Raw genomic sequence first — 13,391 nt, 5'->3', positions numbered from 1 at the left:
AGCCGAGCCGGACGTCGACCCGGACGGCCCAGTGCGAGCACACGATCCGGGACTGTCCGGGTCCGCACCGGCTGCCCAACAATCGAGCGATGCCCGAAGATCGTGACGAGAACGTCCTGCCGAGTGTTCTGGTCGTGGGGGCCGGGATCTCCGGACTTGCCGCGGCACGCGTCCTGCGCGAACTCGGCCATCCGGTCACCGTCCTGGAGGCGCGCGATCGCGTCGGTGGGCGGATCTGGACCGATGAGCACGGCGTGGACCTCGGCGCGCACTGGATCCACGGCACCGACGGCAATCCGATCACCGAGTTGGTCGAAGACCTGGGCATCCCCTTCAGCTACGTCGGCGGGGACAGCGCCTACACCGGTGGCTTCGACAGCCTGGACCTGTTCGGCGCCGACAACCGCCTGGCCAACCACCGCTACAAGAGCCGCACCCTGGAGCTGGCCGACGGCGTGCTGCACGAGCTCGAACAGCGCGCCGCGATCGCGAGGAAGGAGCAGCAGCCAGACATCCCGCTCGGCGAGGCGCTCCGCCAGATCCTCGCCGAGCGCCGCCTGTCCCCCGAGGACGAACAGGCGGTGCGCTACCACCTCAACGTGATCCTGCGTGAGGACGCGGCCGAGGACCCGGACAAGCTTTCCCTGAAGTACTGGGAGGACGGCTACCTGGTCTACGGCTACGGCGACAGCACGCTGCACCAGGGCTACCAGTCGGTCGTGGACGCGCTCGCCGAGGGGCTGGACGTCAAGCTGCGCCACGTGGTGACGCGGATCGACAGCACGACGGCTCCGGTGCGGGTCACGACCGACCAGGGGCGTTTCGAGGCGGACAAGGTGCTGGTGACCTTGCCGCTCGGGGTGCTCAAGGCCGAGGTGGTGCGCTTCGAGCCGCCGCTGCCGGAGGACAAGCGCTCGGCGATCGCCCGGCTGGGCTTCGGCACCCTCAACAAGATCGCCCTGCACTACCGCGAACCGTTCTGGCCCAAGGACCAGTACGTCTTCGGCTACCTGTGCCGCGACACCGACCGCTACCCCACCGTCGTGATCAGCATGTGGAAGTCGCACGGCAAGCCGATCCTGGTCATGTTGCTCGGCGCCTCGCTCGGCCGGGAGCTGGAGAGCTGGTCCGAGGCGGACGTCTCCGCCTACGCCACCACCGTCGTCGAGGACGTCTTCGGTGCCGACGTGCCGGCACCCGAGCACGTCTCGCGCACCGCGTGGTCCACCGATCCCTTCGCGCGGGGCTCGTACACCTGCATCGGCGTCAACGCCTCGTCGAAGGACATCGGCACGCTCGCCGAACCGGTCGGCGAGCGCCTGTTCTTCGCGGGCGAAGGCACGAACCCCTACCACTGGGGATGCGTGCACAGCGCCTACGAGTCCGGCAGGCGCGAAGCCGCCCGGATCAGCGGGAACCCGACCGTCTACACCCCGCCGAGCGCCGGGACCTCGCGTCGTCAGTCACGCAACACCGACCGGATGCTGCGCTTCGTGCGGATGCGGATGACGCACCTCTCCGAGCACGAGCTGAGCGAGCGGGTGGCGTGCCTGCGGGAGAGCGTCGACCCGCACGGGGTGCGCCTGTTCGCCTCGCTGGTCGACTCCGAACTGGAGACGCTCGCGTCGATGTTCGACGAGATCCCTTTCAGCGCGGGCGATTCCCTGTTCCGGGAGGACGATTCCGCGCACGGGGTGTTCCTCGTCATGAGCGGTGAGGTCGAGGTCGACTTCGGTGGCATCTACGAACGCGCGGTGCTGGGCCGTGGCGCCCTGCTGGGCCACCACGACCTCTTCTTCAACGCTCGCACCACCTCGGTCACGGCGCTCAGCGACGACGTCGTCGTGTTCTACCTGGACCACTACCGGTACCAGAGCTTCCTCTACGCCTTCCCCGACGTCATGATGCTCATGATGTCGGACCTGGTGACGCGGTGGGAGCAACTGGAAAGCGCGCTCGGATCGGCGACACTGGCGGACGCGCGGCGGGAGACGGGTGTCGTCGTCAGGCCGTCTTGACCGCACCTCCGTCGATGACGTGGTCGGTGCCGGTGGTGCTCGCCGCGAGCGGCGACGCGAGGTAGGCGATCAGCGCGGCGACTTCGGCCGGCTCGACGAGACGTCCCGTCGTCATGCCCATCGTCGCGGGCAGCCCGGCCACCAGCTGTTCCCGCGTCAGCCCGAGCGAAGCGGCGAGCTGGGCGCCGTACCCGTCCGGCGATTCCCACATGGCCGTGCGCACTGGCCCGGGCGACACCGTGTTGACGCGAACGCCCTGCGGGCCGAACTCTTCCGCGATCGCCTTCCCGAATGCCGTGAGAGCCGCCTTCGCCGTCGTGTACGCGATCGGACCGGCGTGCGGAATCCGTGCTCCGTTCGAGGAGACGTTGACGACCGCGCCACCGCGCCGGAGCAGACTGGGCAACGCCGCCCGGGTGGTGCGAACCGCCGCGAACAGGTTCAGCCCGTAGATCTCCGCCCACTGCTCGTCGGTCGCGTCCAGGAAGCCACCCGTCACTCCGCCGTCGCCTCCGCCCACGTTGTTGACGAGCACGTCCAGCTCTCCCAGCTCCGCCACTGCCGCGTCGACCAGGCGCGCCGGGCCGTCGGCGGTCCCCAGGTCCACCGGGATCGCGATCACCCCCAGCTCCTTGAGTTCCGGTGCCACCGTCCGAGCGGCAGCGACGACCCGCATGCCCTCACCCGCCAGGGCCGCGACGGTGGCCAACCCGATCCCCCTGCTCGCTCCGGTCACCACGGCGGTCCGCCCTCCCAGCTGCAGATCCATGTCATGCCTCCTCGATGCATCATCAGCGATGCACTGAAGCTATAATGTGCAACACCGATGTTGCAACTATGGGCACTCAAGCTACTGCGATGTAGTGTTTGCGCATGGCAACGCAGCAGGGGCGCTTTCGCGTCGACGGCAAGCCGCTCCGGGCGGACGCGGAACGGACGGTGCGCACGATCCTGGAGGCCGCTGACCGCGTGCTCCTGGCTGATCCCACGGCGACCATGGAGCAGATCGCCGAGTCCGCAGGCGTCGCCCGGACCACCGTGCACCGGCGCTTCGCCACGCGCGAGGCGTTGATCGACGCCCTGATGCGGTGGGCAACGGAGCAGTTCGCCACCGCGGTCGACGGCGCGGCGTCCGAGACCGCTCCCCCGCTGGTCGTCCTCCACCGGGTCACCGCGGACGTGCTCCGCGTCAAGATCGGCTGGGGCTTCGCCATGACCCGGGCAGCCGGTTCCGCGGACCCGGAGATCGCGCGCGTGCACGCCGAGGTCCTGGAGAAGTGCGACCGGCTCTTCCGTCGAGCGCAGGCGACCGGGCTGCTACGGGCCGATGTCGACGTCGACTGGGCGCGACGCTGCTACTACGCGCTCATCCACGAGGTGACCCAGGGCGGAACCGCCGACGCGGACATCGACGCCCTGACCACCTTGATCGTCGACACGCTGCTGCGCGGGTTCGGGGACGATCACGCGCGGTGACCCGCGTGGTGGCGCGCTCGTCGGCCGGATGACCCACGCCGGTGAAGCCGCTGTCGCACGGTAGGGGCGTCGCCGGCCTTCGGCCGCGCGGCGCCCCGGCACCGCACTCCACGCGGCCGCGGACCCCACCAGCACTGATACGCCGTTCCCGGGAATCTCTTGAATTTCCGGCGATCAGGTTTGAATCGAAAAAAGTCACGTCAGCACACGAGCGCGCCTCGGAAACACGTGACCACTGAGTGGACGGCACCTAATACCCCCGATTTCACATCGGAACACGATGGACGCAGCGAAGTGGAATTTCCCGAGCGCGATCTTGTACGTTTCACGCGGCACGAGGTTTCCTAGGCTTCGCGTCCGATTCCGTTCTCGGTCCCCACCTGTCCGAAGAAAACTGTTCAAGGGAGCTTTTCAGTGAAGAAGGCTGGATTCGTCGCCGCCACCGCGGCCGCGGGAATGATGGCGCTCGCGGGCATGGCCTCGGCCGCGCCCGGCGGCGAGCACGACCACCGCGGACACCACGACGGGGAGCGGGACGGTCAGGTCGGCCTGGTGAACCTGAACAACACCGACGTCCTGCACAACGTCGACGCCGCGCTGGGCGTCTGCGAGAACAACATCAACGTGCTCGGCGTCCAGGTTCCGCTGCGCAACGTGGCCAACGGGCTCAACGTGCCGCTGCTGTCCCGCGGCGACAACGAGGCGGAGAACGACCACCCGTACAACTGCGCCTCGGCGGACCTGGAGGACGGCGGATCGTCGCAGCACAGCGGCTGATCGGCGGCACCGTCACGGGGGACCCGGGGTCCAGGCCGGGTCCCCCGTGGTGCTGTCACCGCACCGGTGCAGGGGCATGCGCTGTGCGGCGGGGAGACTCCTTCGACGTGCCGGACGCTGTGGGGGAGCCGCGGACGCGGCTCCCCCACAGTCGTGTCAGCGCCCGACCTCGCTTCCGGTGATGATCACCTGGTCCTCGTCGTGGACCGGCGCGTTGGTGCACTCGCCCGCGGCGGGCCGCCCGGTCAGCGGCAGGGGCAGCCCGAGGACGTCGAGCGCCCCGCCGCAGGTCTGCACGGGCAGCACGCTGACGTTGTTCAGCATGGTCACGCCGGTAGGCTGATCATTCACGTTGACGCCGATGGCGGAGGCCGGTGAACCGACGGCCATGACTCCGGCGGCCGCGGCGAGAACGGCCGCGGCACGCTTTTTGGTAGACAAGCTCGACAACTCCTGTTGTTCGTTCGTTGCAAAAGGAATCCCCCGCTCACATCGTAGGGAAAACGGCGGACCCCGAGGCCGGCGGAATTGGCGAATGCCGCGATGTTCGCCCGTTCGGGAAGACGCGAAAGCGGGGCGGGTCTCAGCCACCGACTCGCACGATCGTGCCGCCGCCCCCGATCTCCACCCTGCTGGACGTGCGGCCGTTGTTGCCGATCACGGTGACGTTGCCGTCCGAGCCGGAGTTGTCGACCTCCGAGACGTTCCCGTCACTGCCGTTGTTGCTGATCACGGTCGTGTTGCGGCGCGCGGCACCGTTCTTCACCAGCGCCCGGTTCCCGTCGCTGTCGTTGTTGCTCACCACCGTGACGTTGCGGTGTGTGGACGGGGGCGCGGCGAGGGCACTTTCCGCTCCGAAATGCAAGAGCAAGGCCGCGGAAACGGCCGCGAGGGCGCTCCGCCGTGCCGTGCGATCGAGGGGCACCGCTTTCTCCTTCTCAGATCAGGCGTGGCGGCGACCCTTCGCACCCCGTGCGGTAGCGAATTTGCGCTGTGCCACAATAAACGCGTGGACGAAAACCTCGTGTCCGCTCACTCGAACTCCTTCGATCCCATCGCGCACGTCCTCGCGACAGCCGACTCCGAGAGCCGGCTTCGCCTACTGGCAATGGATCATGAGATCGCGCTCGCCAGCGAGCTCGAATGGGAACGCCACTACTGCCGGGACACGGTGGAGCGAACACGCCTGAGGCGGCAGTAGGGGCATGGTCGGGGCCATGCACTTCGCGCCCTACTGCCGCCTGTCGGTTCTCCCGGGGGAGAGAACCTGCCTTCATCGTGGCTTTCGATCAGGAATTGTCCACCACGGTGTCGTTGTCATCGCTGTCGTCGTTGTCGATCACCGTGTCGTTGTGGTGTGAGCCGACATTGCTCACCACGGCACGGTTGCGGTCGGAATTGGTGTTGCGGACCAGCGTGACGTTCCGCTTCGCCGCCACGTTGCCGATCTTGGTCACGTTCCCCACACTGCGCCCCGAGCCGTCGGCGACGACGGTGGAGCGGCGGTCGCCGTCATCGTCGTCATCACCGCCGATGCCGATGCCGAGGTTCAGACCGATCCCGAGCTCCAGGCCCAGCCCCAGACCGATGCCGATTCCGATTCCGTCGTGCCCGTGACGATGCGGTCGGCGGACCCGGTCGTCATCGGCGACGGACCGCAGGCGGTTGCGCACCACAGTGCTGTTGCGGTCGGCGTTGTCGTTGTGGACGACGGTCGCGTTCCCGCCTGCCCGCGCCTCCGCGGGCGCGGCGCCGGCGGCACCGGCGCAGAACGGCAGCACGACCGCCGCCGTCGCCGCCACGAGAACGGCACGTCCGACCATACGGACACTCTTCATTACTTCTCCCTCTCCAGAGGATCGGAGCCAAGGCACAAATGGGGACGAATCCCAACAGGAACGTAGCCAATCATCCACAAAAATGCAGATCGGACTTTGAGCCCATCCGAGCGAAATCCGCCGGAACACGATCAGCGCAGCTCAGTCCACGAATACGGAACTAAACCTCTTTCCAGCTACTGCGCGCAGTGATCAACTCGCCTGATCCGGCCACTCGACGGCATGAGACGGCAACCTCCCGAGCGGAAACGGGTGACTTCTCGGCACGCTCCGCAAGGCGGACACTGTCGTTGCGCGTCCCTCTAGCAGAACACTGATCGTGGCCGCGTCCGGGTTAGCGCATCCACGCCGGGATGAATCCGGACTTTCCGGGAGTCCGCGCCGGCACGGGCCGCAACGACTTCTCCGAGAGCCCGCGCTCGCCTGAAAAGCGCCGTCGCGCTGCCCCAAGCAGCACTGTCGCACCCGACTGCGGCAGATGCCTGAACTTGACGAACCCCAGGTTTAGCTCGCGAAGAACGAGGTGGCAGGCGAAGCACCCGGCGATTCACGTCCGACCGCCGACAAGGTCGCGGAAATCATCCGAATATTCACGGTGCACACGATGGAAGCAGCTGACTGGAATCCTTGATCGGCTTCTCGCTACCTTTCGTGGTGCGACGTTCCGGCCGGAACTCTCCGCCGTATCCACTCAATGACAAGCGATTTCCACCAAGGAGCTGCAGTGCTCAAGAAGACTGGGTTCGTCGCCGCCACCGCCGCGGCCGGCCTGCTGGCCCTCGCCGGCGCCGCCTCGGCGACGCCCGGGGGCGACTCCACCACCCGGGACACCCACGGCGAACGCGAGGGCCAGGTCGGTCTGGTCAACCTGAACAACACCGACGTCCTGCACAACGTCAACGGCACGCTCGGGTTCTGCGACAACGACGTCAACGTGCTCGGCATCCAGGTCCCGCTGCGCAACGTCGCCAACGGCATCGGCGTTCCGATCCTGTCGCCCGGGGAGAACGAGGCGGACAACGAGCACCCCTACAACTGCGCCTCCGGGGTGCTGAAGAACGGCGGCTCGGCACAGCACAGCGGCTGACGCTCGCCCACGGGGAGGGCGTGCGGCGGTTCCCCCACCGCGCGCACGCCCTCCCCCTGCGGCCCTTCAAGGGTGAACCAGAAGCGAGGAACGCACATGCCTTTCCCCAGCTCCACAAGTGGAAACGAGGGGCGGCTACGGGCTCCCGCCTCACCGCCCATGATCCGGCTGCCGCTCTCCGGGGTGCTCAACATGGCCAGCGCGCCGGAGGTGCTGCGGCGCGTTCACCGGGCTGTGGCGAGCGCGCCCCGCGGCACCTGCGTGGTCCTCGACCTCGACGACGTCGTCCTCCTGGCCGCCGCGGGCCTGACGACGCTCGTCGCCGCCCGGCAGTTCGGCCGTGCCGTGGGGGTGCCGGTGCGTTTCGTGTGCACACAGCCCCGCCTGGTCAAGCTCATCCGGCAGTGCGGTCTGGAGGATGAACTGCCGGTCCACCACGACGCGCCGACAGCGGTCCGCGGGCTCCCGCCGGCACCACGTAGTCCACAGTAGACAGACGGTTCGAGAACCGGCACCGCCGACTCCCACCCGCACGTCCAGCACCGGGTCGCATCCCGCGCGCCCCAAGCGAACCCGCACGGGGCCGTCGTCGCGACGGGCGGCCACCGCGAAGATCTCCGCGACGCGGAGTTCGGCATCGGTGAGAACGACCAGATCTGCTCCAGCGCGCCGTCGCAGCTCGCGAACGACCGCCTGGCGCAGAGATCGAACGGCTTCGCACGTGCCGCTCAAGACCGTCCACTCGACGTCCACGGTCCACGGACGCGTCTCCGTGACCGACCGACCTTCCCGCCTCGCCCGCACCATCATCCGACCGAACCCCCTCGTCACCGCCGACAGCACAAAGCATTGCCGCGCGGGATGATCCGGCCCGGCGACGTCATTCCTTCGAGCCGCTCAAACCAGGCCACACCATCGACCGGCAAGCAAACGCCCGAGACAACCGGCCGGTGGACCCGCGCCGGAGTGAACCGGGTTTCGGTGGTCGCTACCGGGCAACCACCTCCTCGCCGAGCGCTGCCGCACGGCTCGGAGCGGAGAGGACCGTCCATGAACAGCCTGGGATCACCACCGCCGCCACGCCGCGCGCCGGAGCACCGCGGTGCGCACCGCGCGGACACCCGGTGCCCGCCACCTGTCCGGCCAACCCAGAGCAGAGCCGCCGCGGCCCGCCTCCGGCGACGGGTTACCGGTGCCACCGACATCGCCGGCGTGGTCCTGGTGCTGGCCTTGGGCGATCACTTCCTCAACGGGGACAGGCTGCTCGGCACGACCGGACTCGGCTATGTCGTCTGCGCGGGCGCCGCGGCGATCGCCACCGCGGCCTGGTGCGGCTGGTCCTCGACGTGCGCACCGCCCCGCGTGCAATCCGCCGTTGCCCAGCACCGTGACATGAGTCCGCCCACCAGCGACGGTTCATGAACCGTCTCAGTCGGCAGGCCGGAGGACGGCCTCCGCGAGCACGTGCAGGGCTCGTTCCAGTCGCGCGGTCTCGCCGCGTTCCAACAGGCGCAGGACCGGTTCGGCGTGCAGACCGGACAGGAGCAGGTCGGCCAGCAGCGGGGCGTCCACGCCGGGCCGCTCGGCGGTGATCAGCGTGCTGACGTGCTTGTGCCAGACCGCGTAGACGGGGTGGTCCTCGCCGTGCGAGCGGGGCGCGACGGCTTGGCCGAGTGCCGCCAGCAGCCCCTTGTTGCGGCCGACCACGTCCACGACCGCGGACAGGAAGGCGAGCAGCCGCTCGCGGGGCGGGGCCCCCGGGCCCAGGGGCGGCGGGCCGGAGTCCACGGCCTCGTTGAGCTCCAGGGCGCGCTCCCGCATGAGCGAGGTCATCAGGCCGATACGGCTGCCGAACCGGTGGAAGACCGTGCCCTTGCCGACCCCTGCGGCCGCCGCGACCTGCTCGACGGTGACCTCGTCCGGGCGGTGGCGACCGAGCAGGTCCTCGGTGGCGGCGAGGATCGCGCGCCGGTTGCGGGCGGCGTCGGCGCGCTCGCGCCGGGGTGCGGTCATGGTGGTCCCTCCCGACCTCTCGACAAGTGGACTGGCGGTCCAGTACGGTCAAATTGACCGACAGTCCAGTTAGGCGAGGAGACTACCGTGCGTCGAGTCCGCTACCACTCCTACGGCGGCCCCGAGGTCCTTCGGGTCGAACCGGCCGACACCCCGGAACCGGGCCCGGGCCAGGTGCGCCTGCGCGCCGAGGTGATCGGCGCCAACTTCATCGACAGCAAGTTCCGCCAGGGCCTCGGCGCGCGGTACGACCGCCCGCTGCCCGCGACGCTCACCGGTGACGTCGTCGGCGTCGTCGAGGCGGCGGGAGCCGGAGTGGACGCCGCGCTGGTCGGCCGTCGCGTCGCCGCCCTCGCCGAGGACGCTTTCGCCGACCAGGTCCTGGCCGACGCGGAGTGGCTGGCCACCGTTCCCGAGGGGATCGACGACGCCGCGGCCACCCTGCTGCCGATGACCGCGCCGGTCGCGCTCGGCACCCTGCGCACCGGCCGGTTCGCCCGCGGCGAGACCGTGCTCGTGCACGCCGCGGCGGGCGGGATCGGGCACATCGCGGTGCAGCTGGCGAAACTCCTCGGCGCGGGCAAGGTGATCGCGACCGCCGGATCGCCCGCGAAGCTGGCCTTCGCCCGGGAACACGGAGCCGACGCCGCCGTCGACTACACCGCGGCGGACTGGCCCGACCAGGTGCGCGCGGAGGCCCCGAACGGGGTCGACCTGGTGCTGGACTCCGTCGGCGGCGGGCTGACGGCTCAGGGCCTGGACCTGCTCGCACCCGGAGGCAGGCTCGTCATCTACGGCATGGCGGCCGGAGAGCCCGCCGACCTCCCGGCCCGGCAGCTCTACGCACTGCGCTCGGTCGCCGGGTTCTCCATCACGACCTGGCGTGCGACGCACCCCCGGGAAGCCGCCCAGGCCGTCGAGGAGCTGACCGGACACGTCGCGGCGGGACGGCTCCGCGGCGCCGTCCACACGCGGCTACCCCTGGACGAGGTCAGGAAGGCGCACGAACTGCTCGACGACCGCGCCCAGCTCGGCCGGATCCTGCTCGTCCCCTGATGATCCCGGGTTAAGATCCTCCGTGGTGTGATTCCACGGTGCGGCCGTACAGTCGGCCGGTTCTGCCGCGAGGGTGGAACGACCCGGTGCGATTCCGGGACCAGGCGGTAAGACCCCGCTCCCTTCGGTCCGGCCCGCGCCGGGCGCATGGGGACGTCACGTCACGTTTGCGGGGTGTTTGTCTGTGTTCACTGGGCGAATCGGCGAACTCGGTGCCGTCGAGAAGGTGCAGGGCGGCCTGCTGCACGTCCGCGCGCCGCGGAGCGCGAGCCGGATCGGCGAGGGCGGTTCGGTGTGCGTCAACGGGGTTCGGCTGACGGTCCGGCCCTCCGACGGCGATCTGCTGGAGGCGGTGGTGTCCGAGGAGACCCAGCGCCGTTCCACGTTCGACACGCTGGTGGCGGGTGCCGTGGTCAACGTCGAGACTCCGTTGCGGGTCGGGGATCCGGTGGACGGCCACCTGGTCCAGGGCTGCGTCGACGCGGTCGGCAAGGTGGTGCGGGTCGACGAGGAGGGCGCGGCCCTGCGGGTGTGGATCCGGCCTCCGGCGCGACTGCTGGACCGCCTGCTCGCCAAGTCGCCGATCGCCCTGGACGGGGTGAGCGTGACCATCGCCGAGGTGCTGCGCGACCGGTTCTCGGTCGTGCTGGTGCCGTTCACGCGCTCGGCCACCACGCTCGGCGGCCTCCAGCCCGGCGACCGGGTCAACCTGGAACCGGACCTGGTCAGCAGGCTGGCGGAGCGCAACCCCGCGGCGGTCCGGCCGGGGGTGGGCGAGGCGGTGTCCCGCTTGCCCTGGGCAGGGCACGTCGGCGGGCGCGCGGGTGTGGAGAAGGCCCTGAGCCGCCTGGCGGACGGGGGCGGGGTGCTCGTGTGGGACCCGGACACCGAGGGCGAGGGCGATGTGGTCTTCGCCGGGGCGAGGCTGCGCCCGGAGTCGTTCACCTTCCTGCTCATCCAGGTGTGCGGGTTCCGGCCGTTCCGTGTGCGCCGGAAGTGTTGCGGCGACTGGAGATCGGACCGATGCCGGGCGAGGGCGACCGCCAGGGCACCGCGTGGTCGGTACCGGTCGACCTGGCGGCGGGGACGGGAACCGGGGTGTCGGCCGCCGAACGCGCGGCCACCGTGCGGAAGCTGGCCGATCCGGACGCGGTCCCCGGCGACTTCCTGCGGCCTGGGCACGTCTTCCCGCTGGCCGCGCGGCCCGGGCTGCTCGCCCGGCGGTCCGGGCACACCGAGGCGACGGTGGCCCTGTGCGTCGCCGCGGGCCTTCCTCCGGTCGGGGTGTGCTGCGAGGTGATGAACCCCGACGGCACGATGGCCGGGGAAGCCGACCTCGAAACCGCCGCCCTGCGCTGGGGAATGTCCCTGATCGACCTGGCCGACCTCAAGGCCTGGTTGTGACCCGCCGGACCGCGGCTAGCCCCGCGGTCGGCTGACGTTGTCGGCGAACGATCCCATCAAGTTCCCGGCGGGCGCGTAGTTGCACACCGTGTAGGTGCCGCCCTTCTTCCCGTTCAGCGCGGCGACCTGCGCGCACCCCACGGTGGTGGTGGACTTCCACACGACCTGGGTGAAGAACCCCGACTGCTTCCAGGAGCTGTCGGGGTTCTTCCAGTCGTAGTTCTTGATCTGGTCGTACCAGCCCTTCACCACACTCGCGCACGGCACGGGCGCGGGCCCTGCCGAACTCCAGCTCCAGTTCAGGTTCTCGCCGTAGTTGGCCGCGTCGTGGGCGAGGATCTCGGTGGCCGCGAGCCTGGTGCCGCGCCCCTTGGCGAATGCGACGATCTTCGGGTCGGTCTTCAGGACCGGTGCGCCGTGCCGCTTGCGGTAGGCGTTGTGGGCCGCGAGGCAGTCCCGCTGGAAGGCATCGGTCGTGTAGTCCTGCGGGGTGGCGGCCTGCGCGGTCCCGGTGGTGGCCACCCCCAGCACGAGAGCGGCCACGGCACCGAATGCGATCAACTTCTTCATGTTCTTCAGCGTCCAATCCGGAATGCGCGTGCGACTGCGCGGGAGTGTATTCCCCGGCATTTGCCAAAGAGCGTCCACTATGGACAGCGAGGCCGGGCGCGGGCAGAAGCGTCGCGGCGAGTCATCGGATCGCGTGGACCGAACGTTCCACTTCGGACACTGCCGCTTCGCGCCCCGCGGGCCGCAGGTAGCGCCCGCGGAACTGCGCGGCCCCCATCTGCTCGACTTCCTGCCAGCCGTACTCGGCCAGCAAGCCCCGCACGCGCTCGGGTCGCAACCCGAACCGCCACAAGCCTTTCTGGCCGCCGAAGCGGCGATGCAGCTTCTCTGCCCCGTAGAACTCGTCACCGTCGAGGAAGTCCTGGCGCACGTAGGTGAACACCAGATGGCTCCCCGAGGGGGCGGCCCGCATGCACTCCAACGTCGCGCGCACCGCGCCCTCGGTCAGGTACTGGGTGACGGCCTCCCACACGAACACCGTCCTGGTCTCGGCCCGATAGCCGTGCACCGCAAGGACATCGGCCAGGTTCTCCGCCTGGAAGTCGATGGGAACGAGTGTGGAGTGAGACGTCGCCGGGCCGGGCACCGTGGCGAGGAGAGCCCGCTTGCGGTGCACGATCTCCGGGAGATCCACCTCGTAGACCCGAACCCCCGGGGGCAGGGCCGATCGAAGCACCAAGGTGTCCAGTCCGGCTCCGAGCACCACCACCGACTCCACGCCCCCGGCCGCCGCGCGCGCCAGGACGTCGCCGATGAAACGCTTGCGGCACAACACACTTGCCCAGATCCCCGGCGCTTGGCGCTCGGAGGCGCGGACCAACCCGCGCCGCAGGAACGACCACCTGCTCAGCCGCACCAGGAAGCGTCCCGAGCGGGGCAGCACGTGCCGGGCGAACGGATCGGCCAACAGCGGGGTGGGCTCGTGTTGTTCGACAGCCGCGATCACGACCGGTCCGAGCGCGGTCTCGACTACAGCGGGGTCAGCGGTGGCCATGGGCATGCCTTCGTCAGTTCCCTCCGGCCCACCCCGGTCGGGGCGAGCCGTGCCGACCAGGCTTCCCGGCGCACCGGCGACAACCATGCACCACACCCGATCATCCCGGCAAGCGCCGTTCGGCCGTGCCCGGCCCGTTACTGATTCGCAAGACACGG

The 13,391-nt window shown here is 69.7% G+C and carries 16 protein-coding genes and 1 pseudogene; 10 read left to right on the top strand and 7 right to left on the bottom strand.

What is annotated here, in order from left to right; all coding sequences use genetic code 11:
• Positions 1-89 precede the first annotated feature (89 nt).
• Positions 90-2,018, top strand: coding sequence for an FAD-dependent oxidoreductase (locus BLT28_RS06115; protein ID WP_030433225.1), 1,929 nt, complete (start codon positions 90-92; stop codon positions 2,016-2,018).
• On the opposite strand, the gene BLT28_RS06110 is transcribed toward BLT28_RS06115, so the two are convergent.
• On the bottom strand, positions 2,005-2,787 hold the full coding sequence (locus tag BLT28_RS06110) for an SDR family oxidoreductase (RefSeq protein WP_030433226.1): 783 nt from the start codon (positions 2,785-2,787) through the stop codon (positions 2,005-2,007). The two genes, BLT28_RS06115 and BLT28_RS06110, sit on opposite strands and share 14 nt — an antisense overlap.
• 104 nt (positions 2,788-2,891) lie before the next feature.
• Between BLT28_RS06110 and BLT28_RS06105 the strand changes: the two genes are divergently transcribed.
• Both BLT28_RS06105 and BLT28_RS06100 read left to right on the top strand, forming a co-directional pair.
• Entirely contained in the window at positions 2,892-3,494 is a 603-nt protein-coding gene (locus BLT28_RS06105; RefSeq protein ID WP_030433227.1) for a TetR/AcrR family transcriptional regulator, read from the top strand.
• 456 nt (positions 3,495-3,950) lie between these two features.
• On the top strand, positions 3,951-4,271 hold the full coding sequence (locus BLT28_RS06100; protein WP_052408137.1) for a hypothetical protein: 321 nt from the start codon (positions 3,951-3,953) through the stop codon (positions 4,269-4,271).
• 156 nt (positions 4,272-4,427) lie between these two features.
• On the opposite strand, the gene BLT28_RS06095 is transcribed toward BLT28_RS06100, so the two are convergent.
• Both BLT28_RS06095 and BLT28_RS39865 read right to left on the bottom strand, forming a co-directional pair.
• On the bottom strand, positions 4,428-4,601 hold the full coding sequence (locus BLT28_RS06095) for a hypothetical protein (RefSeq protein ID WP_197683980.1): 174 nt from the start codon (positions 4,599-4,601) through the stop codon (positions 4,428-4,430).
• A 253-nt stretch (positions 4,602-4,854) separates the two neighbouring features.
• A complete protein-coding gene (locus BLT28_RS39865) occupies positions 4,855-5,073 on the bottom strand; it encodes a hypothetical protein (RefSeq protein WP_156051754.1) in 219 nt (72 codons plus the stop codon).
• Between the two features lie 207 nt (positions 5,074-5,280).
• Between BLT28_RS39865 and BLT28_RS39860 the strand changes: the two genes are divergently transcribed.
• Positions 5,281-5,472 carry a hypothetical protein gene (locus tag BLT28_RS39860; RefSeq protein WP_156051756.1) on the top strand — a complete coding sequence of 64 codons (192 nt, stop codon included), beginning with the start codon at positions 5,281-5,283 and terminating at the stop codon, positions 5,470-5,472.
• 88 nt (positions 5,473-5,560) lie between these two features.
• Here BLT28_RS39860 and BLT28_RS06085 read toward each other — a convergent pair whose 3' ends face one another.
• Positions 5,561-6,109, bottom strand: a complete 549-nt coding sequence (locus tag BLT28_RS06085; protein WP_156051757.1) for a hypothetical protein — start codon at positions 6,107-6,109, stop codon at positions 5,561-5,563.
• 724 nt (positions 6,110-6,833) lie between these two features.
• On the opposite strand from BLT28_RS06085, the gene BLT28_RS06080 reads away from it, so the two are divergent.
• The 3 genes from BLT28_RS06080 to BLT28_RS06070 all read left to right on the top strand — a co-directional run bounded on the left by BLT28_RS06080 (position 6,834) and on the right by BLT28_RS06070 (position 8,618).
• A complete protein-coding gene (locus BLT28_RS06080; protein ID WP_030433232.1) occupies positions 6,834-7,196 on the top strand; it encodes a hypothetical protein in 363 nt (120 codons plus the stop codon).
• Between the two features lie 159 nt (positions 7,197-7,355).
• On the top strand, positions 7,356-7,688 hold the full coding sequence (locus BLT28_RS06075; protein ID WP_030433233.1) for an STAS domain-containing protein: 333 nt from the start codon (positions 7,356-7,358) through the stop codon (positions 7,686-7,688).
• 720 nt (positions 7,689-8,408) lie between these two features.
• Positions 8,409-8,618 (top strand): hypothetical protein, encoded by a 210-nt coding sequence (locus BLT28_RS06070; RefSeq protein ID WP_030433234.1) that lies wholly within the window; start codon positions 8,409-8,411, stop codon positions 8,616-8,618.
• 6 nt (positions 8,619-8,624) lie between these two features.
• On the opposite strand, the gene BLT28_RS06065 is transcribed toward BLT28_RS06070, so the two are convergent.
• Entirely contained in the window at positions 8,625-9,209 is a 585-nt protein-coding gene (locus tag BLT28_RS06065; RefSeq protein WP_030433235.1) for a TetR/AcrR family transcriptional regulator, read from the bottom strand.
• Positions 9,210-9,296: 87 nt separating this feature from the next.
• Here BLT28_RS06065 and BLT28_RS06060 point away from each other — a divergent pair, with 87 nt between their 5' ends.
• The 3 genes and pseudogenes from BLT28_RS06060 to BLT28_RS41720 all read left to right on the top strand — a co-directional run bounded on the left by BLT28_RS06060 (position 9,297) and on the right by BLT28_RS41720 (position 11,669).
• Positions 9,297-10,265 carry a quinone oxidoreductase family protein gene (locus tag BLT28_RS06060; RefSeq protein ID WP_030433236.1) on the top strand — a complete coding sequence of 323 codons (969 nt, stop codon included), beginning with the start codon at positions 9,297-9,299 and terminating at the stop codon, positions 10,263-10,265.
• Between the two features lie 73 nt (positions 10,266-10,338).
• Positions 10,339-10,926: pseudogene (locus BLT28_RS41725) on the top strand (riboflavin synthase); the annotation flags it as partial.
• A 362-nt stretch (positions 10,927-11,288) separates the two neighbouring features.
• Positions 11,289-11,669 (top strand): 3,4-dihydroxy-2-butanone-4-phosphate synthase, encoded by a 381-nt coding sequence (locus BLT28_RS41720; protein ID WP_231950649.1) that lies wholly within the window; start codon positions 11,289-11,291, stop codon positions 11,667-11,669.
• Positions 11,670-11,684: 15 nt separating this feature from the next.
• Here BLT28_RS41720 and BLT28_RS06050 read toward each other — a convergent pair whose 3' ends face one another.
• The gene (locus BLT28_RS06050; RefSeq protein WP_052408131.1) at positions 11,685-12,239 is read right to left on the bottom strand and encodes a CAP family protein; all 555 of its coding nucleotides are present in this window, start codon (positions 12,237-12,239) and stop codon (positions 11,685-11,687) included.
• Positions 12,240-12,360: 121 nt separating this feature from the next.
• A complete protein-coding gene (locus BLT28_RS06045; RefSeq protein ID WP_231950648.1) occupies positions 12,361-13,320 on the bottom strand; it encodes an SAM-dependent methyltransferase in 960 nt (319 codons plus the stop codon).
• Between the last annotated feature and the right edge of the window lie 71 nt (positions 13,321-13,391).

The organism is Allokutzneria albata (assembly GCF_900103775.1).
In the GTDB taxonomy this organism is placed as follows: Bacteria; Actinomycetota; Actinomycetes; order Mycobacteriales; family Pseudonocardiaceae; genus Allokutzneria; species Allokutzneria albata.
The sequence above is the reverse complement of the archived record's forward strand: the minus strand, read 5'-3'. Positions and strand labels throughout refer to the sequence as shown.